Genomic DNA, 24,956 nt, shown 5'->3' on the forward strand with positions numbered 1-24,956 from the left:
CGCGCTCCGTGCGCCTGCGCGTGTGAGTACACATGACCGACCAGTTCGATACGCGAGGCGATTTCGCGCCCGCAGAAACCTTCGACGCCTCCACGCCCGTGGAGAGCCTCGCACCCAACGGCTTCGTGAAGCTGGGCCTCGCGCCCGAGCTGATGAAGGCCATCGAGGACCTGGGCTTCACCCAGCCGACCCCCGTGCAGGAGCGCACCATCCCGATGGCGCTGCCCGGCGATGACGAGGCCGCCGGCTGCAACGACCTGATGGTCTCCAGCCAGACCGGCAGCGGCAAGACGGCGGCCTTCCTGCTGCCCGTGCTGCACACGCTCATCGGGCAGAGCGCCAAGTCGTCCAAACCGCACCCGGCGCGCACGCGCAAGTTCCAGCCCGCCACGCCCGGCGCGCTGGTGCTGTGCCCGACGCGCGAACTCGCGCAGCAGGTCGCGCACGACGCGATCGACCTCGTGCGCCACACCCGCGGCCTGCGCGTCGCCAACGTCGTGGGCGGCATGCCGTACCAGATGCAGATCGCCAAGCTGCAGAACGCCGACCTCGTGGTCGCCACGCCGGGCCGGCTGCTCGACCTGCAGCGCTCGGGTCAGCTCCAGTTGGACAAGGTGCAGTTCCTCGTCGTCGACGAGGCCGATCGCATGCTGGACCTGGGTTTCGCCGACGATCTCGCGGAGATCAACCAGCTCACGAGCGCGCGTCGCCAGACGATGATGTTCAGCGCGACCTTCGCGCCGCGCATCCAGCAGCTGGCAGCGCGCGTGATGCGCGAGCCCAAGAAGATCCAGATCGCGTCGCCGCAGGAGCGCCACAGCAACATCAAGCAGGTGCTGTTCTGGGCCGATGGCGCCCAGCACAAGCGCAAGCTCCTGGACCACTGGCTGCGCGACACGACGATCAACCAGGCGATCGTGTTCGCGTCGACCCAGATCGAATGCGACGGCCTCGCCGAGGATCTGCAGCAGGCCGGCTTCGACGCCGTCGCGCTGCACGGCGCCCTGAGCCAGGGCCTGCGCAACCGCCGCCTCATGGCGCTGCGCCAGGGCCGCGTGCAGGTGCTGGTGGCCACCGACGTCGCCGCGCGCGGCATCGACGTGCCGACGATCACGCACGTGTTCAACTTCGGCCTGCCGATGAAGGCCGAGGATTACACGCACCGCATCGGCCGCACCGGCCGCGCCGGCCGCGACGGCCTGGCCGTCACGTTCGCCGAGCACCGCGACCGCCGCAAGATCTTCGACATCGAAGGCTTCACCAAGCAGCCGTTCAAGGCCGAAGTGATCCCGGGCCTGGAGCCGCAGCAGCGCGCGGCGCGTCCCGATTTCAAGCGCGACCACCGCAAGCCTGCGGGCCGCAGCGGCGGTTTCGGCGAGCGCCGCAACGCCAACGGCTACGGCCGCAAGCCGGGCTGGGGCGACAACGGCAACAAGCGCACGGCGTTCAAGCCGGCGCGCTGATCGTCAAGCCGACGCGGAGATCGTGCGGCCGGTGTGGGGCCAGCGGCCCTGCACGAAGAGCCAGGCGAAGAGCCCGATCGCCAGGAAGCCGATCGACGTGAGCGCGAGCGCCCGCGTCGAATGCATCACGAGCGGCGCCACCGCGCCCGCCACCAGGCCGTTGGCCGCCGACGCGATCACGGCCTGAAGCGACGAGGCCAGGCCGCGCCGCTCCGGCGCCATGTCGAGCACGAGCAGCGTCACCACCGGCACCATCAGCGCCCAGCCGAACGCGAAGATCGCGATCGGCAGCAGGGCCCATGCGGCGTGCGCCTGGAACATGAAGTTCGCGGCGACGTTCAGCAGCGACACCACCAGCATGATCTCGAAGCCGTGGCGGATCTGCTGCCGCGGCGTGATGCGCCCGGCCAGCCGTCCGCTCGCCCAGGCGCCGCCCATGATGCCGCTGATCGTGAGCACGAAGAACCAGAAGAACTGCGTGGGCGCCAGGCCCAGGCGGTCGCCCAGGAAGGCCGGCGCCGCCAGCACGTAGAGGAACATGCCGTTGAAGGGCACGCCGCTCGCCAGTGCCAGCAGCAGGAAGCGCGGGTTCGCGCCCAGCTCCCAGTAGCCGCGCATCAGGTTGCCCACGTTGAAGGCCTGCCGCTGCGTCCGATGCAAGGTCTCGGGCAGCAGCTTGAAATTCGCGACCCACAGCACGACGCCGACGCCGGTGAGGAACCAGAACACGCTGTGCCAGCCCAGGTTGACGAACACCCAGCCGCCGATGATGGGCGCGATCGCCGGCGCGACGCCGAAGTAGATCGTGACCTGGCTCATGACCTTCTGCGCTTCGGCGGGCGGGAACATGTCGCGGATCACCGCGCGCGAGACGACGATGCCGGCACCGGTCGACAGGCCCTGCACGCCGCGGAAGAACACCAGTTGCCCGATGCTTTGCGACAGCGCGCAGCCCACCGAGGCCAGCGTGAACATCGCGATCCCCGTCAGCACGACCGGCCGCCGGCCGAAACTGTCCGACAGCGCGCCATGAAACAGGTTCATGAACGCGAAGCCGAACAGGTAGGCCGAAAGCGTCTGCTGCATCTGCACCGGTGAGGCGTCCAGTGCCTTGGCGATACCTGCGAACGCGGGGATGTAGGTGTCGATCGAGAACGGCCCGAGCATGCCGAGCACGGCCAGCAGGAAAGCGAGGGACCAGCGCGGCGCGCGCCAGAGTTGGTCGGCTTCGGGGTTCATCGAACCGTCGAAGTCTACCGTGTGCCCGATTGCTCCTGCGGCGGGGGTTCTTCCTGCCGGCCCGGAATCGCTTCCGTCCACACCACCACGTCCTGCGGTGTCATCGTGCTGGCAGGCGTGAGGCGCCCGTCGACGTAGCCAAGCTGCTCGACGTCGTGCAGGTACTGCTCGCGCGAGAGCAGCGTGCCGGCGCACACGTGCGGGTCTTCGCTCGGGGGCTGGCGCGTTTCGGCCGCGAGCCGGCCGACCAGCGTCTCCATCAGCCACTGCGGCACGCGATGGCGCTCGCCCGGGTAGATGTAGCCGAACAGGGTGAGGTGCGCGAGCAGCACGCGCCAGTGGGCCCCGGTGCGATCCAGCAACGCGTGCCAGTCCAGCCGTTCGGCGTTGGCGAGGATGAGGTGGGCGATGTCGGCGCCGTCGAAGCGCTCGCGCTCCATGATGAAGGCCTTCGAGAGCAGGCTGTCCTCGATGTTGGCCAGGCGCACGGGCACGCCGAGCACGTCGGCCTTGCGGTTGTTGCGGAACCACCGGTCGTCCACCGGCGTCACGCCGTTGCCCGAATTGAAGATGAGGTCGATGAACTCGTCGCCCGCATACACCTTCGCGAGCCAGTGCGGGAACGCGAGTTCGGCGTGCCAGCCCTGTGCGCGGGCCAGCTGCGCCACGCGCTCGTAATCGGCGCGGCGGATGAACAGGTCCAGGTCCTTGGTCGCGCGCCGGATGCCGGTGAAGCAGGCGTGCGCGAAGGCGCCGCCCACGAGGAACGGCACTCTTTGGTCGACGAGCAACTGGAGGGCTCGTCGATAGAAGGCGGCCGTGTCGGGGGCGACTTCGACCTCGAGCGAAGGGGCGAGGGGTGGTCGGCGCATCGCTCCCACAGTAACTTCGCCCCTGCAGGACGCAACACGGTGGGAAGCCTCATGCGGCGTCGGCGCGCGCCTACAGCCCAACCGGCCTCGCGCGGGGCATCATCCGGCTGGAGCTCAGGCCCGACGAAGCTCATGACCCACAACAAATCCGAAACCGCGATCCGATTCGCCGCCGTCGGCGACCTCCACGTGAAGAAGGATTCCGCAGGGCAGCTGCGCGATTTCTTCGCGCAGGCCTCCGAAGCGGCGGACGCGCTGCTCCTGTGCGGCGACCTCACCGACTACGGCACTGCCGACGAGGCGAAGGTGCTCGCGGAAGAGCTGAGCGTGGTCGCCGTGCCGATCATCGCGGTGCTGGGCAATCACGATTACGAGTCGGGCATCCCCGACATCGTGCGCGAGCACCTGGTGCGCGCGGGCGCGCGGGTCCTCGACGGCGAAGCGTGCGAGATCCACGGCGTCGGCATCGCGGGCGTGAAGGGCTTCGCCGGGGGCTTCGGGCGCGGGTCGCTGGGCGCCTGGGGCGAGCCGGCGATCAAGGTCTTCGTGCAGGAGGCGCTCAACGAGGCGCTCAAGCTCGAGTCGGCACTGGCCAAGCTGCGCACGCGCCGGCGGCTCGCGATCCTGCATTACTCCCCGATCGTCGGCACCGTCGAAGGCGAGCCCGTCGACATCTTTCCCTTCCTCGGCAGCAGCCGCCTGGAAGAGCCGTTGAACCGCTACCCGGTCGATGCGGTCTTCCACGGTCACGCGCATCGCGGCACGATGGAAGCCCGCACCATCGGCGGCGTTCCGGTCTTCAACGTGGCCAAGCCGCTGTTGCAGCGCACGCGCCCGGGCCAGCCGCCGTTCCGGATATTCGAGCTGCCGCGCGAACCTGCGGAGGCATGACCATGATGACCCGATTCGCCTTGTCCCTTGCCGCGGCGGCCGCCGGTTCTGCCGCGTGGGCGCAGCCTGCGATGCCTGCGACGCCGGCTTCGGCGCCTGCATCGACCCCTGCCGTGGCGCCCGCTTCGGCCGCAGCCGCGGTGCCGCCGCCCGCCGCCGGGCCCGCCCCCGTGGCGATGCCGGCGCCCGCAGTTGCGCCCCAGCCGCAGGTCACGCCGCCGTACGCGCAAATTCAGCAGGTGCCGCCCAATCCGGCGCCGGCGCCCGTGGCGCGCGCGCCGGCGCCACCCGCACCGCCGACGCCGCCGGTGAAGGGCCTGCCGCCCGATGCGCCCAAGCTCGTCGTGAATGGCGGCACCTATTCCGAGCGGCGCGACCTGCGCATGGCGATCGTCAACGGCAACGTCGTGCACGAAGGGCAGGACGTCGGCTCCGGCGTGGTGGTCCAGGAGATCCGGCCGGAGGGCGTCATCCTGGCCTTCCGCGGTTCGCGCTTCCACGTGCTCTACTGATTGATGAGTACCGAGTTCGAGCTGAAGCTCGAAATCCCGCCCGTTCGCGCGAAAGCCGTGCGGGCCGCGCTCGCGCGGCTGCATCCCAGGACCGAAAAGCTGCGCGCGATCTACTACGACACGCCCGGGCGCCTGCTGCAGCGCGAAGGCCTGGTGCTGCGCCTGCGCTCGGAGAGCGGCCGCTGGGTGCAGACGCTCAAGGGCGACAGCGGCCGCTCGCTCGAGCGGCTGGAGCACGAGGTCGCACTCGGCCGGTCGCGCGCGGTACCGCATCCGGTGGCGGCCAGGCACGCCGACGCTGCGGCGGGCCAGCGCCTGATGCGCGTGCTGGGCCAGGGCTTCGACGACAGCGCGTGGGAGCCGCTCTTCGAGACCGACGTCGAACGCACGAAAGCGACCGTCGCCCAAGGCGCGTCGCGCATCGAGATCGCCTTCGACCGCGGGCACATCCTGTCGGGGCAGCGCAAGCTCGCGCTGTGCGAGATCGAATTCGAACTGAAGGAAGGCGAGCCGCGTGCTGCGATCGAGCTGGCGCGCCAGTGGTGCACGCAACATGGGCTCTGGCTGAGCACGATCAGCAAAGCCCAGAAGGGCGCGCAACTGGCGTCGGCCGCGCAGCATTTCGGCCCGGCGGCCGGTGCTGCCGACGCCGATTTCGATCCGCGCGCGTCGCTTCGTCGCATCGCAGGCGAGGCGCTGACCGCTTCGCTCGATCAAGTGATCCGCAATGCGAGCGAGCTCGCCAGCGGCAGCGCGCAGGACGACCACATCCACGAGTTGCGCGTCGGCATACGCCGCGCCCGCACCGCGTTGCGCGAACTGGTGCGCGAAGACGTCGCCGCGCAGGAGCAGGCGCTGGTCCAGGCATTCCGCGGTCTGGGCCAACATCGCGACGTCTCGCATGTGCTGCGCGCCATCGAGCCCAGGCTGCGCGATGCGGGCGGGCCGCTGCCCCACGAACGCGCGTCCGGCGCGCCGGCCCCGGAACGCATCGTGCGCGCGCCCGCGTTCCAGCAGGCCGTGCTGGACCTGCTGGCGCGGGCCTGCGAGCTGCGGACCGACGACGGCCCTGCGCGGGGCGCCAAGGCGGAAATCCGCGCGCGCCTTTCCAGACTGCACGAGCAGGTGCTGCGCGACGGCGTGCTGTACGAGCGCATCGAGACGGCGCGCCAGCACCGCGTGCGCAAGCGCCTCAAGCGCCTGCGCTACCTGGCCGAATTCAGCGCGCCGCTGCACGACGCCAAGGCCCTGAAAGCCTATCTCGCGAAGCTGAAGAAGGTGCAGGACGCGCTCGGCGACTACATCGACGGCATGACGGCCCTGACGCATTACCGCGAGCGGGCCGCCGGGGACCCGCGGGCCTGGTTCGCGGTGGGCTGGCTCACGGCCGACCGCGAACGCGCCGCACGCGAATGCGGCCGGCAGCTGCGCAAGCTGGCCAAGGTCGAACCGTTCTGGCGCTGATCCCCCTAAACTGCCGCATGGCCACCAAAGACCCCTGGGCGCGCTTCCGGTTCACGACGGCCGACGAAGCCTTCTCGCTCGAGGCGATCGACCCTGGCGCCAAGCCGTTTTCCGGCGGCGACAAGGCGCGCGACCGCAAGCGCGTGGACGACCTCGCGCAGGAACTCGACGAGCTGCAGAACAAGTTCTTCGCCGACCGGCGCTTCAAGATGCTGGTGGTGCTGCAGGGCCTGGACACCAGCGGCAAGGACGGCACGCTGCGCACGGTGTTCGGCCGCATGAGCCCGCTGGGTGTGCGAACGGTGGCCTGGCGCGCGCCGAACGAGGCCGAGCGCGACCACGATTACCTGTGGCGCATCCACAAGGAGGTGCCGGGCGCGGGCGAGGTCGTCGTGTTCAACCGCAGCCACTACGAGGACGTGCTGGTGCCGGTGGTGAACGGCAACATCGACGAGTCGGAGACCAGGCGGCGCTACGCGCAGATCAACGATTTCGAGCGGCTGCTGGCCGAAACGGGGACGCTGGTCGTGAAGTTCATGCTCCACATCTCCAAGGATGAACAGCGCAAGCGCCTGCAGGACCGTCTGGACGACCCGACCAAGCGCTACAAGTTTCAGCGCGGCGACCTCGACGTGCGCCAGCACTGGGACGACTACCAGCGCGCCTATGCACGCTTCCTGGGCGCGACGTCCACGCCGTGGGCGCCCTGGGTGGTGGTGCCGGCCGACTCCAAGACGCACCGCAACCTGATGATCGCGCTGGCCCTGCGCGAGTGCTTCCGCGGCCTGCCGCTGCGGTATCCGGATGAGGATCCGGCGCTGGCCACCATGAAGGTGAGTTGACTCCTTGCCGCCGTTTGGCCGTGTCACAAAATCCGCGGCCCGTTGGCGTAAGCTAGCGACTGGAGGCTGCGATGAACAGCGAAGAATTCACCCGGCGCACCCAGCTGGAAACCCTGGACTCCTGGGACGAGGAACTCGAGCTCGAACTGGAAGACCGCCCCTTCGACGGAGAGGGCAGGGAGATCCCGCTTTCCGATCGGGAAAAGCGCGAGCGGCACCTGTACTTCCGCAACCTGCTGCGCCTGCAGGGCGAGCTCGTGAAGCTGCAGGACTGGGTGGTGGCCACCGGCTACAAGCTGGTCGTGCTTTTCGAAGGGCGCGACGCGGCGGGCAAGGGCGGCGTGATCAAGCGCATCACGCAGCGCCTGAACCCGCGCGTGTGCCGCGTCGCCGCACTGCCCGCACCCAACGACCGCGAGCGCACGGAGTGGTACTTCCAGCGTTATGTGCAGCACCTCCCCGCGGCCGGCGAGATCGTGCTGTTCGACCGCAGCTGGTACAACCGCGCCGGCGTCGAGCACGTGATGGGTTTCTGCACGGACGAACAGTACGAGGAGTTCTTCCGGTCGGTGCCTGAATTCGAGCGCATGCTGGTGCGCTCGGGCGTCCAGGTGGTGAAGTACTGGTTCTCGATCTCCGACGAGGAGCAGCACCTGCGCTTCGTCGCGCGCATCAATGATCCGCTGAAGCAGTGGAAGCTGAGCCCGATGGACCTCGAGTCACGCCGGCGCTGGGAAGATTACACGAAGGCCAAGGAGACCATGATCGAGCGAAGCAACATCCCCGAGGCGCGCTGGTGGGTGGTGCAGGGCGACGACAAGAAGGCCGCGCGCCTCAATTGCATCGACCATCTCCTGTCGCTCGTGCCCTACGAGGAGATCGCGCACGTGGACATCCAGCTGCCCGAGCGCGTGCGCCACAAGGACTATTCCAGAAGGCCCACGCCGAAGTCGATGCTGGTGCCGGACAAATACTGAGGGCGCCACGTCGGGCGCCGTGCAGGCCCACACACTTCAGGAACACTCGTGTTTGATCACGTCAAATTCGGCGTCAGCGACTACGCGGCGAGCAAGGCGTTCTTCCTCAAGGCGCTCGCGCCGCTCGGCGTCGTGGTTGTCGGCGAGGGGTCGCCGACGTACGGTATCGAGTTGAGTGCGCCTAAGGGCAAGTCTTCCTTGTGCCTTTTCCAGACCGAGGAGAAGCCGGCGCATCTTCACCTCGCGTTCGTGGCCGAGAACCGCCGGCAGGTCGACGCTTTCCATCGCGCGGCCCTGGAGGCGGTGGCCTGGACAATGGTGCGCCGGGCCTGCGCCCGCACTACCACGCGAACTACTACGCCGCTTTCGTCATCGGCCCGGACGGACACAACATCGAAGCGGTACGCAGCGAACCTCAAGCCTGACCGCTGGCGCCTCAAGGCCGCTTGGGCGACACCCTCTTGTGCAGGTCGTTCAGCAGCATCAGTGCCGCCGAGCCGTAGAACTGGTGGTACTCGGCGACCATCTCGCCTTTCATGACCACCGGGTCGGTCGCGACCAGCCGCCTGGCCTCCTCGATCTCGGACACGGCGAACACGAACAGGCCGCGCCAGCCATCCACGCCGTCCAGCGGCCCGGCCGTCACCAGCTTGCCTTGGCCGGCGAGCCGTTCCATGTTGGCGAAGTGCCCCTTGAACATCTCGTCCCGCTCCGCGCCGGCCGGCACCCGGGTCGGGCCGGTCTTCAGCACCACCAGCACGTAGGGCCTCATGCCGCGTTCGTCGGCGCCGACCGATCGGGCGAGTTCGGGGTCGAACGCCGGCTCCGCGGCGCGCACCGGCGGCACGGTCGTTGCGCACATCATCGCGAGGCAGGCGGGGGCAACGATCGCATGAATCCTGGTCATCGCTGATCTCCTCTCTCCAAGGCGCCCCAATGGTATGCGGGACGGCCCGGCCGTCACATTTCCCCTTGTCATCCAGCTCAGCGGTGGCTGCGTTAAAGTTCCAACCGAGGGGACTCGACCGGCGTTTGCGGATGCACGGCGAGCCGACCGATACGTAAGCCGCACTCCAGGCAGCAGCAGGGGCGGCGGCGCCATTACCGATTTCGCATTAACCACCGCCTGCCCTGGCCACAGGGCGTGTTCGACCGTGCCCGAATCGTCGTTGACCGCATCGCACGACCTGTTCTCCATGCTGGGGCGCGCCCTGCCGTGGCTGCGCGGGTTCGGCCGGCGCATTGCGTTCGTGCTGCTGCTCGCGCTGGTGCTCGCCGCCGCGTCGGCTGCCGCGCCGCTGGCCGTGATGCACCTGGTGGACACGCTCGGGCGCCTGGCCACCACCGGCGCCACGGCCGGCCAGACCGTGCTGCTGGCGCTGGCGCTCGTCGCGCTGGCGGAGCTGCTGCAGGTGTGGCTGTCGCGGCTGCTGGAAGCGCATTCCTGGCGCGTGCGGCTGGCCCTCGATTTTTCGCTGCGCCAGCGCGTGACGCAGCGCCTGCACCTGCTGCCCCTCAGCTACCACCAGCGCCACACGGTCGGCGGCACGATCAACCGGGTCAATTCCTCCATCAACGGTTTCGTCACGGCGATCGGCGAGCTGGCGTTCAAGGTGCTGCCGGCCATCGCATACCTCGGGCTCGCGCTCGCCGCGCTGCTGGAGCTCGACTGGCGGCTGGCCATCGCGGTCTGCGTGTTCGCGCCGCTGCCGGCGCTGATCGGCATGCGTGCGGCGCCGGAGCAGACGCGCCGCGACCGCGCGCTGCTCGCGCACTGGACGGCGACTTTCGGCCGCTGGACCGAGGTGCTGGCCGGGTTGCGCACGGTCAAGGGCTTCGCCATGGAGCGCGCGGAGGAGAAGCGCTTCCTCAACGCGGTCGCCGAGGGCAATGCGCGCGTGACGCGCGGCGCACGGCGCGACGCACGGACGATTGCGTGGCAGGGCCTGTCGGCGGCGGGCGCGCGCCTGTGCGTGGCCGGGCTCGGTGCCTGGCTGGTGCTGCGCGGGCAGGGGACGGTGGGCACGCTGGTGGCCGCGTTGCAGTACGTCGGCGGCCTGTTCGGACCGATCCAGGGCCTGACCAATGTGTACGCCACGGTGCGGCGCGCCGGCGTCTCGATGGAGAGCGTGTGCGAGATCCTGGACGCGCCCGATCCCCTGGCCGACTACCCGGATGCGCGCGACCTCGTGGTGACGCGCGGCGCCGTGAGCTTCGAGCACGTCTCGTTCGCGTATGACGACGGCCGTCCGGTGCTGCGCGATATCTCGCTGGCGGTCGCGCCGGGCGAGACAGTGGCCCTCGTCGGACCCAGCGGCTGCGGCAAGACGACGCTGGTGTCGCTGCTCGAACGCCTGCACGCACCGACCGCAGGGCGGGTGGTGATCGACGGCATCGACGTGCGCGCGTGCACGCAGCAGTCGCTGCGCCGGCAGGTGGGCACCGTGATGCAGGACGTGCACCTGTTCAACGACACCGTCCTCGCCAACGTCACTTACGGCACGCCGGGCGCCACGCGCGAGCAGGCCGAGGCGGCGGCGCGCGCGGCCAATGCGCACGAGTTCATCGAGCGGCTCCCCCAGGGCTACGACACCGTGGTGGGCGAGCGCGGCGCGGGGCTCTCAGGCGGGCAGAAGCAGCGGATCGCGATCGCGCGGGCCTTGCTGAAGAACCCGCCGGTCCTGATCCTCGACGAGGCGACGAGCGCGCTCGACAACGAAAGCGAGGCGCTGGTGCAGTCGGCGTTGAAGCGCCTGACCCGGGGTCGCACGACGCTGGTCATCGCGCACCGGCTGTCGACGGTGGTCGACGCGGACCGCATCGTGGTGCTGCGCTCCGGCTATGTCGATGCGGTCGGCACGCATGCCGAGCTGCTGGCGCAGGGGGGCTACTACGCGCAGCTCTATGCGCGGCATGCGCGCGGAGTGATCGAACCGCGCCCGGCCAGGCACAGGCGCGGTGCGCGCTGCGTCAGAAGTGGTACTCGACGCGCACCATAGGCGTCTTCGCGAAGGCGCCGGAGCCGGCCGGGCCCTTGTACGGGTTGCCGAACTTGTTGCGCCAGTACTGGTACTCCAGGCCCGCGCGCAGCGTGTTCTTCTTCATGCCCATCAGGGTGCCGACGTCGTACATGACCTGGCCGTCGAAGTTGAACTCCGTGGCCGTCGGCCCGCCGAATTCGTTGTGGCCCTTGGGTGCGATCCAGTTGGCGTAGCCCTCGAAGGCGAAGCCGGTGCTGCCGAGCGGGATGCCCCAGGAGGCGCCCAGCATCGCGTGCGTCTTGTACGTGTAGCGTGACGCGACGCCGACCGGCTTGTTGCTCTCCTCGAGCAGGTACACGCCGAGGTTCAGGAAGCCCGGCACGTCCATGGACAGCGTGGGGCCGAGCACCAGCATGCGCTTCTTCGAGGCGTAGCCGGGATCGTTCTTGGTGTTCCAGTCGAAGCCGCCGGTGATCCCCAGGCCGCGCACGGGACCCCAGGCGAACTTGGTGCCCGTCATCTTCTCCATGTCGAGCGTCAGGCGGTAGACGATGTACGCCTCCTGGGCTTCGGCGTCCTTGTTGTCGGACTGCAGCAGGTCGGCGTTGAAGAAGTTCGTGCCGTACTTGAACCCGCTCACGTGGGTGAGGTTGATGATGTTCTTGTGGATCTCGTTGCTGCCGAAAGGCTCGCCGAACTTGGTGCCGTAGCGGTAGCCGATCGAGGTGTCGCTCCAGTCGGCGGCGTTCGCGGCGGTGGCAGCCAGGGCTGCGACCCCGACCACGCTCCAGGTGAGGATCTTCATGTCGTTTCTTCCGTGGTTGTTATGCCCAACCATGGTAATGCAAGTTGGGTGCCACTCATCAGGAAGAAGCGATGGGCACGAGCAGGGTGTCGCCGGTTGCGACAAGCACCTCGACCCTGTCTTTTTCCGCATACAGGTCGCACCGCGTGAACACCTGCGAACGCCCGGGCTTGACGACCGTCGCGCGTGCCACGAAGCGCTGGCCCACCGCGGGGCGCAGGCAGTTCACGGCGATGTGCGACGCGAGGACGCGCCCGGCGAGCGTGGACGCCGCATAGCCGCAGGCCGTGTCGATCAGGCCGCCGATCAATGCCGCATGCAGGAAGCCGGCGTACTGCCCGAATTCCTCGCGCCACGCGACGGCGATCGTCGCCGTGCCGGGGCCGGCCGCGAGCACTTCGATGCCGCACCAGCGGTTGAAGGCGGCGGTTTCGTTGATCGCGCGCAGGCGGGCGAGGTGGTCGGCGTCGGGGGCGTTGGAGTGCGGTTCCATGTGCCGCATCGTGGCGCGACGGCGCATGCCGCCGCAGTCATGGACGCGACGCGCTGTCCTGTCCGGGACGCACGCGGGCCTTGCGCACGGTGCCGCCGGGCTCGAACAGGATCACGAGCTCGGTGGCCGCGCGGGTCGAGTCGTCCGCGCCGGGCCAGCGATAGACCCACACCTGCCAGCCGCTTTCGAATTCGAGGATGTTCGACGGGCCGAGCGCGGCCGCGACCTGGTCGCGCGTGTCGCCGGCGTGCACCTTCTCGCGCGCGGCCTGCGCCGCCGCATACGCCACCTGCGGCGGCGCGCGCACGATGCCGGGCCCGTTCTCTTCGAGCCGTCCGGGCGTGGCGCAGCCGGCGACCGCCAGGCTCGCGGCCAGCACGAGCGCAAGCCTCATGGCTTGTCCTCCATGTACTCGAACTCCACGAGCGTGTCGTCAGGCCAGCTGGCATCGCCCAGCGGCAGGAAATAGGTGCGGTCCAGCAGCACCTCGCAGTCGCAGTAGGGCAGGTCCTGCGGCAGGCCGGGGTCGTCGCTCGCACTGGCGTAGAGCGAATCGATGGGCAGCACCTCGCGCCGCGCGCCGTCCGCGAGCGTGACGCTGAAGACCGGCCGCTCGGCGAAGAACAGGTAGTGCGCATCCTTCTGGCCGCAGTAGCGGTACGGGTCGGTGAGGATGCTCGAGAGCTTCTCCATCAAGGGGCTCGTGTTCGAGATCAGCCCCGCCCGGATGCCGACCATGCATTCGAGCCGCAGGTCGCCCAGGCGGCGGGTGTCCGGTGGCAGGCCCGGCGTGCGGATCTCGGTGCGCCAGGTCATGCTCAGCTTGCGCCGGTTGGGCGAGACCACCGCGTTCTCGTCCCAGGCTTTGCGGTCGCGCGCCAGCGTGAAGGTACGGTCGGGCGCGATCGGCACGCGGTATGAGAAGGTGTTGCCGATCACCTCGAGCTGGATGTCATCCATGTTCGTGCCCCGCTTGCGCGGCAGCAGCTTGTAGCGCAGCTGGGCGTTGGGTGCATGGGCGAGCTCCTTCTCGAAGAGGTCCATGCCTTCGACCATGCGGCGGTACGACTTCTCGACCGGGTTGGCCAGGGCCGTCACGGTCACCGAGCCGAGCGAGGTCTTCGGCGGCTTGGCGGGCGCTTGTGAAAAGGCCGGCGCGCCCGAGAGCGCGCCGGCCAGGAGGAGGGAGGTGCATCGCATCGCACGCATGCCCGGTTCGACCGGGCGGCGCGCGACGGGTTCAGTCGTGCTGCAGGGCGATGCCGGCGGAGGCCAGGGCCGAGGCCTTGTGCTTGCGCTTCTGCCAGAAGAAGGCGACGACCTGCCAGGTCATGAACACGACGATCAGGCCGATCAGCGAGCCGCTGATGGGGCGGGTGACGAAGGTGCCGAACTCGCCACGGCTGAGCAGCAGGGCACGGCGGAAGTTCTCCTCCAGCATCGGGCCCAGGATGAAGCCCAGCATCAGCGGCGCGGCGTCCAGGTCCAGCCGCATCATCGCGTAGCCCAGCAGGCCGAAGGTGGCGGTGATGAAGACGTCGTTGATGTTGTTGTTGACGCTGTAGGTGCCGATGCAGCAGAAGAACAGGATCGACGGGAACAGCACGTTGTACGGGATCTTGAACACCGACAGCCAGTAGCGCACCAGCGGCACGTTCAGCACGACCAGGAACACGTTGCCGATCCACATGGAGGCGACCAGGCCCCAGAACAGGTCCGGGTGGCCGGCGATCATGTTCGGGCCGGGCTGGATGCCCTTGATGATGAACGCGGCCATCATCAGCGCCATCACGGCGTTCTCGGGGATGCCGATCGACATCAGCGGGATGAAGCTGGTGCGGGCCGCGGATTCGTCGGCCGCGGCCTGGCCGGCCACGCCTTCGATCGAGCCATGGCCGATCTCGTCCCGGTACTTCGAGACCTTCTTGTCGATCGCGTAGGCCGCGAACTGGGCGATGGTCGGGCCGCCGCCGGGCAGGATGCCCAGGAAGGAGCCGATCAGGCTGCCGCGCAGCGCGCTCGGGATGATGCGCTTGAACTCGGGCCAGGTCGGCATGAGGTGGATCTTGCCGTTGAAGGGCGAACGCTCTTCCTTGTTGTCCAGGTTCTTCGTGATCTCGGCGATGCCGAAGCAGCCCAGCGCGATGGCCACGATGCTCACGCCGTCCGCGAGGAAGGGCATGTCCATCGTGTAGCGCTGCATGCCGCTGTTCACGTCGGTGCCGATCTGGCCCAGCAGCACGCCGATGAAGCACATCGCCAGGCCGTTGAGCAGCGAGCCGGTGGTCACGAAGCTCACGCAGACGAAGCCCACCAGCATCAGCGCGCAGTAGTCCGCCGGGCCGAACAGGAAGGCCACTTCGCCGAGCGAGGGCGCGAGCGTCGCGAGCACGACGATCGCCACCGTGCCGCCGATGAAGCTGGAGATGCCCGCGGTGAAGAGGGCCAGGCCCGTCTTGCCCTTGAGCGTCATCTGGTAGCCGTCGATGCAGGCCACGATCGAGCTGGCGTGCGGGATCTTCATCGTGATCGCCGACACGCTGTCGCCGTACTGGGCGCCGTAGTAGATGCCGGCCAGCATGATCAGCGCGCCGCCGGTGGGGATCGAGTACGTCAGCGGCAGCAGGATCGAGATCGTCGCCAGCGGCCCCAGGCCGGGCAGCAGGCCGACCAGCGTGCCCACCACGCAGCCGATGGCGCAGTACATCAGGTTGTGGATGGTCAGCGCATGGCTGAAGCCGAACGCGAGGTTGTGCAGGATTTCCATGGCTTCAGTACAGGGGCAGGTTCATGCCAAGGAACTTGGCGAAGATGAAGGCCACGATCACCAGGCCGACGGCGATCTTGACGTTGCGCACGAGCGAGTAGTTGCTGCCCGCCGCCGTGGCGATGAACACCATGGCGATGATGCCGACCGTCATGTTCACGAACTCCGACACGAAGGCGAAGGCGCACAGGCTGCCCAGGATCAGGCCGATGTTCCTGTAGTTGAACGTGAGCGGCGCCTTGTCCGTGAAGCGGGACCGCACGACGGTGGCGATACCCACCAGCAGCAGCAGGCTGCTGATCAGGATGGGGAACAAGCCGGGGCCGGCGCGGGCGAAATCGCCGACCGGGTAGTTGATTGCCGCGGTGACCCCGAAGAGCAGCGCGAGCGCCACGAGGAACACGCCCCGGGCCAGGTTTTTGTCGATCATGGGATGGAGTTGCCTGGAATTTGTTAGCGATAAGGTACCCGGGGAATCGCGGAAGGCGATGCGAGAAACCACGTATGGCGCCCCCCGCCGGGCCCTGTTGATTTGGGCGCCGGATCGGAGCAGCATGGCCCTGCAGGAAAGGAAGCGGAGACATGAAAGAGCCGACCTCCACCGCCGAACTGGCCTTGCGCGACGCCGCCCGTGAATACCACCGGGCGCCGTCCCGGGGCAAGATCTCGGTGACGCCCACCAAGGCCCTGTCGAACCAGCGCGACCTGTCGCTGGCGTATTCGCCCGGCGTGGCCTACCCCTGCCTGGACATCCAGGCCGACCCGTCGCTCGCCGCCGAATTCACCTCGCGCGCCAACCTGGTGGGCGTTGTCACCAACGGGACAGCCGTGCTGGGCCTGGGCGACATCGGGCCGCTCGCGGGCAAGCCGGTGATGGAGGGCAAGGGCTGCCTGTTCAAGAAGTTCGCGGGCATCGACGTGTTCGACATCGAGCTGGCCGAACGCGACCCCGACAAGCTGGTGGACATCATCTGCGCGCTGGAGCCGACGCTGGGCGGCATCAACCTCGAGGACATCAAGGCGCCCGAGTGCTTCTACATCGAGCGCAAGGTGCGCGAGCGCGTGGCCATCCCGGTGTTCCACGACGACCAGCACGGCACCGCGATCATCTCGGGTGCCGCGCTGCTCAACGCGCTGGAACTGGTGGGCAAGAAGATCGAGGACGTCAAGCTGGTGTCCTCCGGCGCGGGCGCGGCGGCCATCGCGTGCCTGGACCTGATGGTGGGCCTGGGCCTGCAGCGCCGGAACATCTTCCTGGTCGACTCCAAGGGCGTGGTCTACCAGGGGCGACCCGGCGGCTACGACGAGTCGAAGGCGAAGTACGCGCAGGACACCTCGCGCCGCACGCTCGCCGACGTGTGCAACGGCGCGGACGTGTTCCTCGGCTGCTCCACCGCCGGCGTGCTGACGCCGGACATGGTCAAGACCATGGACGAAAGACCGGTGATCCTGGCGCTGGCCAATCCCGAGCCGGAGATCCGCCCCGAGCTCGCGAAGGCCGCGCGGCCCGACTGCATCATCGCCACCGGCCGCTCGGACTACCCGAACCAGGTCAACAACGTGCTGTGCTTCCCGTACATCTTCCGCGGCGCGCTGGACTGCGGCGCGACGAAGATCACGGAGGAGATGAAGCTCGCCTGCGTGCGCGAGATCGCGCAGCTCGCCAAGGCCGACATCAGCGAGGAGGTGGCCAACGCCTATGCCGGCAAGGAGCTGGCCTTCGGGCCCGACTACATCATTCCCACGCCCTTCGATTCGCGGCTGATCCTGCGCATCGCGCCCGCGGTCGCACGCGCGGCGGAGGCCTCCGGCGTCGCCACGCGCCCGATCGTCGACTACGAAGCCTACACGCAAAGCCTGGTTCGCTTCGTCTACCAGACCGGCATGATCATGCGGCCGGTGTTCGTCGCGGCGAAGGCGTCGACGGCCAAGCGCGTGGCGTATGCCGAGGGCGAGGACGAGCGGGTGCTGCGCGCCGCGCAACTGGCCGTGGACGAGAACCTGGCCAGGCCGATCCTGATCGGCCGGCCCGCGGTGATCGAGACGCGAATCGCGAAGGCGGGCCTGCGCATCCGGCCCGGTCGCGACGTGGAGGTCGTGAACCCCGAAAGCGACGCGCGCTTTCGCCAGTACTGGGAGACCTATCACCATCTGATGGGCCGCAACGGCATCACGCCCGAGGCAGCGAAGGCGGCGGTGCGCCGCTCGAACACGCTGATCGGCGTGCTCTCGGTGTACCTGGGCGACGCCGATGCCACGTTGTGCGGGCTGGTCGGCCGCTACGACCACCACCTGCAGCACGTGAGCGACGTGATCGGCGGCGAGGACGGCGCGCCCTTCGCGGCGCTCAACGGCCTGATGCTGCAGGACCGCACGCTGTTCATCGCCGACACCTACGTCAATGAGGATCCCGACGCGCCCACGCTCGCGCGCATCGCGGCGATGGCGGCGGAGCAGGTGCATCGCTTCGGCATCCCGCCGAAGGTGGCGTTCCTCTCGCACAGCAATTTCGGTTCGTCCCCGCGCGGATCGGCGGCAAAGATGCGCCGCGCGCGCGAGCTGTTCCGCGAACTCGCGCCCACCATCGAATGCGACGGCGAACTGCAGGGTGACGCGGCCCTGTCCGAGTCGGTGCGCAAGGCCAGCCTGCCCGAGACCACGCTCGGCGGCGAAGCCAACCTGTTGATCTGCCCCACGCTGGATGCCGCCAACATCCTCTTCAACGTGCTGAAGATGACGGGCGGCCACGGCGTGACCATCGGCCCGATGCTGCTCGGCGCCAAGGCGCCCGTGCACGTGCTCACGCCCTCGGCGACGGTGCGGCGCATCGTCAACATGACGGCGCTGGTGGCGGCGGCTAGGCCTGGAACTTCACGCGCTTCGAGCTGAACACGGCCGCCGATGCGGCGAGCGTGGCCGCGAGCCCGAGCGCGATCTGGGCGCCGCGCACGTCGTGGGCGCTCGAGATCGCGAACACCGTGGCGAGCAGTGCGGCGCCCGAGGCCTGGCCGGTGAGGCGCGCGGTGCCGAGCATGCCGCTCGCAGCGCCCGCCCGGTGCGGCGGCGCGCTGGTGATGATGGTGTGGTTGTTCGGCGACTGGAACAGGCCGAAGCCGATGCCGCACAGCGCGAGCCGCCACCACGTGCCCGCGCCCGGCTCGCCGCCGGCGGCCCAGGCGAGCAGGGCGAGGCCGCTCGCGAGCACGCCCAGGCCGATCCCGCCGAGCAGGCCGTCGGGATAGCGGCCGATCAGGCGGCCCGCCACCGGGGCTGCAACGATGATCGCGATCGGCCAGCAGGAGATCAGCGCGCCGGCCTGGCCGGGCGTGCGGTGCCAGGCATCCAGGAAGAGGAAGGGCAGCGTCACGAACGCGATCGTCTGCGCGGCGAACGCGCACACCGATGTGGCCATCGAGAGCCGGAACACCGGGATGCGCAGCAGGTCGAGCGGAAGCAGCGGGTGTTCCCGGCGGCGCTGGCGCGTGATGTGCACGGCACCGACGGCGAGGCAGGCGGCCAGGAGCGCCGCGCCGATCATGATCGAGGCCGGGGCCGTCGCCGGGTCCTTCGCGGACGAGCCGAGCAGGTCCGCACCCAGGAACAGCAGCACGAACATCGCCGCATTGAGGAGCACGTCGAGCGCGGAGATGCCGCCCTTGAGCGGGCGCAGCTCGTTGACCGGCAGCACACGGCGGCCGAGGAAGAACAGCACGATGCCGATCGGGATGTTCACGAGGAACAGCCACGGCCACGACGCGACGGACAGGATGGCCGCTGCCACCACCGGGCCGGCGACGGCCGATGTCGCGACGACGACCGAATTGAGCGCGATGCCTCGCCCGAGCAGCTCGCTGGGGTAAGTGAGGCGCACGAGGGCCGAATTGACCGACATGATCCCGGCGGCGCCCACGCCCTGCAGCGCCCGCGCAGCGGCGAGCATCGGCAGCGACCCGGCACTGCTCGCCAGCGCGGAGGCCAGGGTGAACACGACGACGCCGGACAGGTAGATCCGCTTGTAGCCGAGGCGGTCGCCCAATGTCGCGAGGGGCAGCAGCAGCACCAGCGTCGCGAGCTGGTACGCATTGACGATCCACACCGCACCGGAGGCGGTGGACTGCAAGTCCCGCACCATGCCCGGCAGGGCGAGGTTCACCACGCTGGAATCGAGCACGGCCAGCGTGATGCCCAGCACGATGGTGGCCATCGCGTAATAGCGCTGGGGCGTGGGCAGGCCGGAGGAAAGGGAAGGGGCGGAGGTGTTCAGGGCCTGGCGATGCTAGCGCAGCCGGCACCGGCCACGGGCGCCTGGGGCTTCTGCGCGCGCGGCTTGCCCCAGCGCCGCAGCAGCGGCTCTTCGAAGCAGTGCCACGTGAGCGCAGCCAGGCCGATGGTCGCGGACACGGCGACCAGCAGCGCGACCAGCGGCTCGAGCTGCGTGTGCCGGCCGAGGAGGAACAGCACCGGCAGGTGCCAGAGATAGATGCCGTAAGAGATCTTGCCCAGGTAGATCGCGATGCGCGCGAGCGCGTTGGCCTTCGTCATCGGCCAGGCACAGAGCAGCAGCAGCACGGCGCCGGCACACGCCGCGAGGCCGGTGCGGAAGAACACCGCCATCGCGGGGACTTCCCAGTAGTCGTTCCCGAGATAAAGGGTGAACAACGCCCACCAGGCCAGCCCCGTGACCGCAACGAGCCCCCAGCGGACGCGCGCATCGTCGGCGACACGCGCGAGGAAATGCCGGCCCGCCGGCGCGCGCACGAAACGCGCGAGCAACAGGCCGATCGCGAACTCGTCGAGCATGCCGGGCAACTGCGTCTGCGCGAAATACGCGCGGTCGAGCGGGCCGGGCAGCGTCAGCGCGAACGCCGCCCAGCGCCACGCCCAGGCGATGCCGAGGGCCAGCAGGCCGATGTGCCATGGCCGCGCGCGGAGCAGCCAGGGGGCCGCGACCAGCATCAGCACATAGAACTGCATCTCGGTGCCGAGCGACCAGTTCGGCCCGTTGATGGCGCCGGCCCACGCGAAGAACGCGTTGTGGATGAAAACGAGGTGCGCGCCGAGGTCGGCCCAGAAGTCGCCCTGGCCCCACAGCGACGGCTCGACCAGCACGACATACACGACGAGCGTGAGGTAGTGCAGCGGCACGATGCGTGCCAGCCGCGCCCGCATGAAGCCGGCGCGGAAGGCGGCGCCCACCGCGGCGATGCGTGCGAACGCCGACAGCCCGATCACGAAGCCCGAGATGACGAAGAAGAGGTCGACGGCCATCCAGCCGCCGCGAAACCACGCGAGCGGGCCGGCCTGCGGGAACGCCGACCAGTCCCAGTGCGCGATCAGGTGGTAGATGAGCACCGTGAGGGCCGCGAACGCCCTCAGTGCATCGACAAGGGGAAAGAACTGCAAGGAGCAGCGATTTTACGCATGCCGCACGGCCGGATGCGCTTGTTGCACTGCCCGTGACAGCCGAAGCAGCTCGCTGCAGGTCACGACTTGCAGCCGGCCCGCTTCGCGTTCGTCGGCGACGAAGCGCAGGATCTTCTCGAGCAGGCGGAACATCGAATCGATACCGGCGAAGTTCTCCGGATGGGCCCATGCGTGCACCACGCCGCCGTTGCGCGACGCGTGCCGCAGCATGTGTTGCCACCGGCTCACGGTCAACGACAGCGGGACGCATCGCCGCAGGCCGCGCCGCCAGTTCAGGAAGTGGCCGGCCGGCACCGCCACCGGCAAGCCCTCCGTGGGACCGAATCGCTCGCTGGGCGAGAAGACGTTGAATTCCCTCATCAAGTTGGCCGGGCGACCCAACGAAGGCCGGCGGTCCCGGAACGCGTGGAAGCCATGCAGCGTCAGGAGGTCCGTGTGGGCGACCTGGTTGCGCGGGTAGACGAAGGTCTGGACCGACTCGGCGTCGAAACCGGCGACCTTCCGGTTGAGCGAAAGCTCCGCGTCCAGGAGCTTTCGCGTCGCATACGGCGCGCCCCAGGGCACGTGCGAGAAACCGTGGGACGCGATTTCGTGGATTCGCGCTTCCCTCACGGCCTGCAAGCAGGACGGTGCGAACCAGCCGTCCCCGTCGTCCCGCTCGATTTCGCGCAGCGCCTGGCGCATCCAGGGCGCCGCCGCGGCGCCGCAACTGTCGATGTCCGCGCGCATCCGGTCGAAGTCGGTGCGGCTCATCGAGAACGCCGCGGTGAAGGCGAACGTCGCCCCGACCCGGTACTTGTGCAGCAGGGACAGCACTTCCCCGTACGCAGCCTCCAGCCGCTGTGACGTGTAGCAGCGCCGGTCGCGAGGCGTGAGGCAATCGACGATGCCCCACTTGCCCTCGCAATCAAGGGTAAGCAGAAACGTTCCTGCCATATCCGGGGTCCAGGGCCGGGGCACGCAGGTCCCGTTTCGCGTGCGCGCGGTAGAACACGACGATCAACATCGGAATCATGAACACCACTTCGTGCCGCAGGAACGAGCCGAAGTCGGGTTCGAAGATCGATTGGGTCAGCGAATAGGCCACCACGAACGCCCCGCAGCGGCGATACACGGCGCCGGGCATGCGCAGCCTTCTGGAGTCCTTCAGGAAATTCGCGAAGCCCGCCACGAAGAACCAGAGCGAGACGATCTGGAAGGCCGCGAAGAAGACGTAGTGGGGCGAAGACTTGGCGAGCAAGGCGACCGGCACGTTCATGTAGGCCCACGCGATGGCGGCGTTGGCGACATCCGTGACGAAGCCGGTGTTCTCGAACGTGTTGTCGAACGCGGACCGTGCATCGGGGCTGTCGACGCGGTCGGCGTTGACGGTCGTGCGCGCATCGGTCAAGGGGTCCAGGCCCAGCGCATTGGCCAGCACGAACGGCGCGGCGTAAGCGGCGACCACGATGCACAGGGCGAGCCGCGGCCGCCCGGCAAGATGCATCCTCGTGGCGAAAAGCACGCCGGCGTAATAGAAGTAGCAGATCGCCCAGTATTGGCGGAAGAATGCCGCGTAGGCCAGGAAAAGGAGGGTCGCAAGCACCCGGGCGCCCGGGGACGTCGCCATGCACAACCAGAGCGCGATGGGCAGCGCGATCATTTCCTTGTTGGGGCCTCCCAGGAACAACGAGGAGCATGCGATCCAGGCCCCGGCCAGGAGGTGGTAGCGCATCCGGTCCACGTCGAAGGCGCCGAGCAGGCGCACGGTGACGGCAACCACCAGGCAGAAAAGGGCGGGCGCGGCGAAGGACTGCGGCACCACCGCAAAGACGAGCGACCAGAACCGGGCGGTGTTGATGAAGCCGTCGAAACTCCATCCGTTCCACAGATCGGGTGCGTCCATGTACGAACGGATGACGGCCGCGTCCAGCCCTGCCTTCGTGGGGAGCCACTCGGCGCCGAACACGGTCACGAACAGGCCGGCACAGGCGACCGCCAGCCACCAGGCGGCGACCAGGAGCGATGCGCCTTGCCGGTCCGGCGTGCCGCTAGACACCATTCAGCACAACCCCGCTGGGCAGCTGGCCGGCCTGGGTCAGGCGCCGCGCGCCTTCCGCGATGTCGTCGGCCGAGGTCTTGCCGGCCCGCGCCACCAGCACCACCATGGCAGCGGTCAGGGCGAGGGACAGCGTATCGGACGAACGAAGGACGGGAGGGGCGGCCAGGAGCACCAGGTCGTACTCCTTCGATGCGTGCTCGAGCAGGTCCAGGAATTCGCGTGAGGTCGCCAGGTCGTCGAAGTCCATCGGCGTGCGGCCGCCGGCGACGAAGTCCAGCCGCGGGATATCGGTGGCCCGGATGATGTCCTTGCGCGTGCAGTTGCCCGACAGCAATTCGGTCAGGCCGGGCGTGCCGTTCAGGCCCAGCGTGCGATGCAGCGAGCCATGGTGCCGATCCGCGTCGATCAGCAGGGTGCGGCGCCCCGCTGCGGCTGAAATCGCCCCCAGGTTGCCCAGGAGGAAGTGCACGCCGACGCCTTTCGTCGCGCCGGCGAGCAGGAGCCGGTTGTTGGCCCGCCCGCGCATCTGGTGGTGCAGCAGCGTGTGCAGTTGCCGCAAGCCCACGGCAGCTTCGTCCGACGGCTCGGACAGCGCAAGGATCTGCTGCGGGCGGCGGCGCGCGCGGCGTTGCGCGGCAGTCTGCGGGATGCTCGACGAGTAGACGTTCAGCCCCGTTGCGGCTTCGATTTCGCGCGCGGTCGCGACGGATCGGGCCAGGGCGGAGCGCAGCAGCGCGAGCAGCACGGACAGCGAGAGCCCGGCGGAAGCGGCCACGCCCATCAGGATGACGGCCTTGGGCCGAACGGGATCGTCCGGCGCCACAGCCGGGTCGATGATGCGTGCGTTGCCCGACAGGCCTTCGCGCACCAGCTGCAATTGCAGTGCGCTGTTCCTCAGCTGCTGGTACAGGTCGCTGCTGGACTTCACTTCGCGCTCCAGCCTCTGCGCGTCCTGCTGTGTCGCGGGGATCGTGCTGATCCTGCCTTGCAGGCCGCGGATTTCTCCCTGCAGTCCCGAGATTTGCTCGTCCAGGACCCGCACCGACGGGTGCTGGCGCCCGAATTCGGAAAGCAGGTCGCGCTTCTTCTGCTGCGTTTCGGCGAGCTTGGTGTTGAGGTCAGAGATCCGGTTCAGGGCGATGCGCGCCTCGTCTTCGAGGGACACCGAGCCCCTGCGTGCCCGGAAGCTGTTGTATGCATCCTCGGCGCGATCCACCTGCTGCTTCAGGGCCGGAAGCCGGCTGTTCAGGAACGCGAGGGTCTTCTCGGCTTCGGCCGACTTGCGGTCGACCGACTGCTTCACGTAGTCCGCGCCGATCGCGTTCAGGATGGCGGCAGCCCGTGCGGGATCGGTATCCCTCAACGTCACTTCGATGATTCCCGATTGCCGGCCGCGCTCGGCGAGCTTGAGGGCGTCCTGCAGGTCCTCGACGGCTTTCCCGCGCGTCTTGTGCACGATGCTGAACTCTGCGCCGGGCTCGCCTTTCAGCTCCGTCACCAGCAGCGTCAGCTGCCCGTTCCCGAGCCTGGCCGAAAGCGGTTCACCGACCTTGCCCTGCAAGGGAGCAGGCAAGGAGCGATGGCGCAGGGAATAGCGGCCGTCCTGTTCGCTCCTGAGGGTGAAGGTCTGGCCTTCCCAGGGCGCGGGTACTTCGAACTGGCGCACGCTGATGCTTCGTTCCGCGTGGGACCAGACGTTCGATCCCTGCGCGCCGCCGTCCCAGGGGTTCTGCGTGTCGCGCGAAAACCAGCCGCCCACCAGGGAGAAGAAGCGCGGTTCTGCCACGACGATCAGCGCGTTCTTCTCGACAGCCGGGGCGACCACCATGCGCGACCGCATGATCTCCATTTCCGCGGTCGCGGGCGTCTTGATGTCGAACACGTTCGCCGTGTCGCCGAGGAGGCTCTTGGGCGGCCCTGCCGAATCCGCGATCTGGATCAGGAGGTTGGCCTCGTACACACGGGGCATCGTCACGGTGGCAACCCCGCCTGCGATCAGCGAAACCAGCGTGACGAGAAGGATGAGCCAACGGTGATCCGAAACGGGCTGCAGGTAGTTCCGCAGCGTGGCGCGCTCGGTGCGCACGGGAGGCGTCGGTGGAAGCAGGCCCGCAGCGGCGAACAGCTCCCGTTCGTCTGAAAATTTCATTTGCATTCCCCAGGTTGGCCGCGATCCCAATGTACG

General features: G+C 68.7%; 22 protein-coding genes and 1 pseudogene. 9 read left to right on the forward strand and 14 right to left on the reverse strand.

All coding sequences use genetic code 11. From position 1 onward, the window contains the following. The first annotated feature begins 32 nt into the window (after positions 1 to 32). Positions 33 to 1,463, forward strand: coding sequence for a DEAD/DEAH box helicase (locus tag AC3EF3_RS05220; protein ID WP_488531094.1), 1,431 nt, complete (start codon positions 33 to 35; stop codon positions 1,461 to 1,463). Between the two features lie 3 nt (positions 1,464 to 1,466). On the opposite strand, the gene AC3EF3_RS05225 is transcribed toward AC3EF3_RS05220, so the two are convergent. Both AC3EF3_RS05225 and AC3EF3_RS05230 read right to left on the reverse strand, forming a co-directional pair. Next, positions 1,467 to 2,702: a multidrug effflux MFS transporter gene (locus AC3EF3_RS05225; protein ID WP_488531095.1), complete on the reverse strand. Its 1,236-nt coding sequence runs from the start codon at positions 2,700 to 2,702 to the stop codon at positions 1,467 to 1,469. A 14-nt stretch (positions 2,703 to 2,716) separates the two neighbouring features. After that, positions 2,717 to 3,574, reverse strand: coding sequence for a nucleotidyltransferase (locus AC3EF3_RS05230; protein WP_488531096.1), 858 nt, complete (start codon positions 3,572 to 3,574; stop codon positions 2,717 to 2,719). Positions 3,575 to 3,706: 132 nt separating this feature from the next. Here AC3EF3_RS05230 and AC3EF3_RS05235 point away from each other — a divergent pair, with 132 nt between their 5' ends. The 6 genes and pseudogenes from AC3EF3_RS05235 (at position 3,707) to AC3EF3_RS05260 (ending at position 8,685) form a co-directional block, all read left to right on the forward strand. Further along, positions 3,707 to 4,465 (forward strand): metallophosphoesterase family protein, encoded by a 759-nt coding sequence (locus AC3EF3_RS05235; RefSeq protein WP_488531097.1) that lies wholly within the window; start codon positions 3,707 to 3,709, stop codon positions 4,463 to 4,465. 2 nt (positions 4,466 to 4,467) lie between these two features. Continuing rightward, positions 4,468 to 4,977, forward strand: a complete 510-nt coding sequence (locus AC3EF3_RS05240) for a general secretion pathway protein GspB (protein ID WP_488531098.1) — start codon at positions 4,468 to 4,470, stop codon at positions 4,975 to 4,977. Positions 4,978 to 4,980: 3 nt separating this feature from the next. Further along, the gene (locus tag AC3EF3_RS05245) at positions 4,981 to 6,441 is read left to right on the forward strand and encodes a CYTH and CHAD domain-containing protein (protein ID WP_488531099.1); all 1,461 of its coding nucleotides are present in this window, start codon (positions 4,981 to 4,983) and stop codon (positions 6,439 to 6,441) included. Positions 6,442 to 6,458: 17 nt separating this feature from the next. Next, a complete protein-coding gene (locus tag AC3EF3_RS05250; protein WP_488531100.1) occupies positions 6,459 to 7,283 on the forward strand; it encodes a PPK2 family polyphosphate kinase in 825 nt (274 codons plus the stop codon). A 71-nt stretch (positions 7,284 to 7,354) separates the two neighbouring features. Continuing rightward, positions 7,355 to 8,260: a polyphosphate kinase 2 gene (ppk2, locus tag AC3EF3_RS05255; protein WP_488531101.1), complete on the forward strand. Its 906-nt coding sequence runs from the start codon at positions 7,355 to 7,357 to the stop codon at positions 8,258 to 8,260. Between the two features lie 48 nt (positions 8,261 to 8,308). Beyond that, positions 8,309 to 8,685, forward strand: a pseudogene (locus AC3EF3_RS05260) (VOC family protein). 11 nt (positions 8,686 to 8,696) lie between these two features. Here AC3EF3_RS05260 and AC3EF3_RS05265 read toward each other — a convergent pair. After that, complete coding sequence (locus AC3EF3_RS05265) at positions 8,697 to 9,167, reverse strand: YciI family protein (protein ID WP_488531102.1); 471 nt, start codon at positions 9,165 to 9,167, stop codon at positions 8,697 to 8,699. Positions 9,168 to 9,429: 262 nt separating this feature from the next. Between AC3EF3_RS05265 and AC3EF3_RS05270 the strand changes: the two genes are divergently transcribed. Then, positions 9,430 to 11,259 carry an ABC transporter ATP-binding protein gene (locus AC3EF3_RS05270; protein WP_488531103.1) on the forward strand — a complete coding sequence of 610 codons (1,830 nt, stop codon included), beginning with the start codon at positions 9,430 to 9,432 and terminating at the stop codon, positions 11,257 to 11,259. Here the strand turns inward: AC3EF3_RS05270 and AC3EF3_RS05275 are convergent. The 6 genes from AC3EF3_RS05275 to AC3EF3_RS05300 are packed head-to-tail and all read right to left on the reverse strand — an operon-like array spanning position 11,231 to position 15,736. After that, positions 11,231 to 12,046, reverse strand: coding sequence for an outer envelope protein (locus tag AC3EF3_RS05275; RefSeq protein WP_488531104.1), 816 nt, complete (start codon positions 12,044 to 12,046; stop codon positions 11,231 to 11,233). The two genes, AC3EF3_RS05270 and AC3EF3_RS05275, sit on opposite strands and share 29 nt — an antisense overlap. Before the next feature lie 58 nt (positions 12,047 to 12,104). Further along, the gene (locus tag AC3EF3_RS05280; RefSeq protein WP_488531105.1) at positions 12,105 to 12,539 is read right to left on the reverse strand and encodes a PaaI family thioesterase; all 435 of its coding nucleotides are present in this window, start codon (positions 12,537 to 12,539) and stop codon (positions 12,105 to 12,107) included. A 37-nt stretch (positions 12,540 to 12,576) separates the two neighbouring features. Next, the gene (locus AC3EF3_RS05285) at positions 12,577 to 12,933 is read right to left on the reverse strand and encodes a hypothetical protein (RefSeq protein ID WP_488531106.1); all 357 of its coding nucleotides are present in this window, start codon (positions 12,931 to 12,933) and stop codon (positions 12,577 to 12,579) included. Further along, the gene (locus AC3EF3_RS05290) at positions 12,930 to 13,739 is read right to left on the reverse strand and encodes a hypothetical protein (protein ID WP_488531107.1); all 810 of its coding nucleotides are present in this window, start codon (positions 13,737 to 13,739) and stop codon (positions 12,930 to 12,932) included. Before AC3EF3_RS05290 ends, AC3EF3_RS05285 begins: the two co-directional genes overlap by 4 nt. A 40-nt stretch (positions 13,740 to 13,779) precedes the next feature. Continuing rightward, the gene (locus tag AC3EF3_RS05295; RefSeq protein ID WP_488531108.1) at positions 13,780 to 15,306 is read right to left on the reverse strand and encodes a tripartite tricarboxylate transporter permease; all 1,527 of its coding nucleotides are present in this window, start codon (positions 15,304 to 15,306) and stop codon (positions 13,780 to 13,782) included. Positions 15,307 to 15,310: 4 nt separating this feature from the next. Continuing rightward, positions 15,311 to 15,736, reverse strand: coding sequence for a tripartite tricarboxylate transporter TctB family protein (locus AC3EF3_RS05300; RefSeq protein WP_488531109.1), 426 nt, complete (start codon positions 15,734 to 15,736; stop codon positions 15,311 to 15,313). A 152-nt stretch (positions 15,737 to 15,888) separates the two neighbouring features. On the opposite strand from AC3EF3_RS05300, the gene AC3EF3_RS05305 reads away from it, so the two are divergent. Next, a complete protein-coding gene (locus tag AC3EF3_RS05305) occupies positions 15,889 to 18,195 on the forward strand; it encodes an NADP-dependent malic enzyme (RefSeq protein WP_488531110.1) in 2,307 nt (768 codons plus the stop codon). Here AC3EF3_RS05305 and AC3EF3_RS05310 read toward each other — a convergent pair. From AC3EF3_RS05310 to AC3EF3_RS05330, 5 genes are read right to left on the reverse strand one after another with little or no spacing between them, the layout of a single operon-like run. Beyond that, a complete protein-coding gene (locus AC3EF3_RS05310) occupies positions 18,164 to 19,510 on the reverse strand; it encodes an MFS transporter (RefSeq protein ID WP_488531111.1) in 1,347 nt (448 codons plus the stop codon). The genes AC3EF3_RS05305 and AC3EF3_RS05310 overlap by 32 nt on opposite strands. A 56-nt stretch (positions 19,511 to 19,566) precedes the next feature. Next, on the reverse strand, positions 19,567 to 20,709 hold the full coding sequence (locus AC3EF3_RS05315; RefSeq protein ID WP_488531112.1) for an acyltransferase family protein: 1,143 nt from the start codon (positions 20,707 to 20,709) through the stop codon (positions 19,567 to 19,569). Positions 20,710 to 20,721: 12 nt separating this feature from the next. Next, positions 20,722 to 21,666, reverse strand: a complete 945-nt coding sequence (locus tag AC3EF3_RS05320; protein WP_488531113.1) for a polysaccharide deacetylase family protein — start codon at positions 21,664 to 21,666, stop codon at positions 20,722 to 20,724. Beyond that, on the reverse strand, positions 21,638 to 22,771 hold the full coding sequence (locus AC3EF3_RS05325) for a hypothetical protein (RefSeq protein WP_488531114.1): 1,134 nt from the start codon (positions 22,769 to 22,771) through the stop codon (positions 21,638 to 21,640). The genes AC3EF3_RS05320 and AC3EF3_RS05325 overlap by 29 nt, the downstream gene beginning before the upstream one ends. Then, complete coding sequence (locus tag AC3EF3_RS05330; protein ID WP_488531115.1) at positions 22,761 to 24,920, reverse strand: GNVR domain-containing protein; 2,160 nt, start codon at positions 24,918 to 24,920, stop codon at positions 22,761 to 22,763. The genes AC3EF3_RS05325 and AC3EF3_RS05330 overlap by 11 nt, the downstream gene beginning before the upstream one ends. Positions 24,921 to 24,956 lie beyond the last annotated feature (36 nt).

The sequence above is a fragment of the Ramlibacter sp. GS1-15 genome (genome assembly GCF_057785015.1).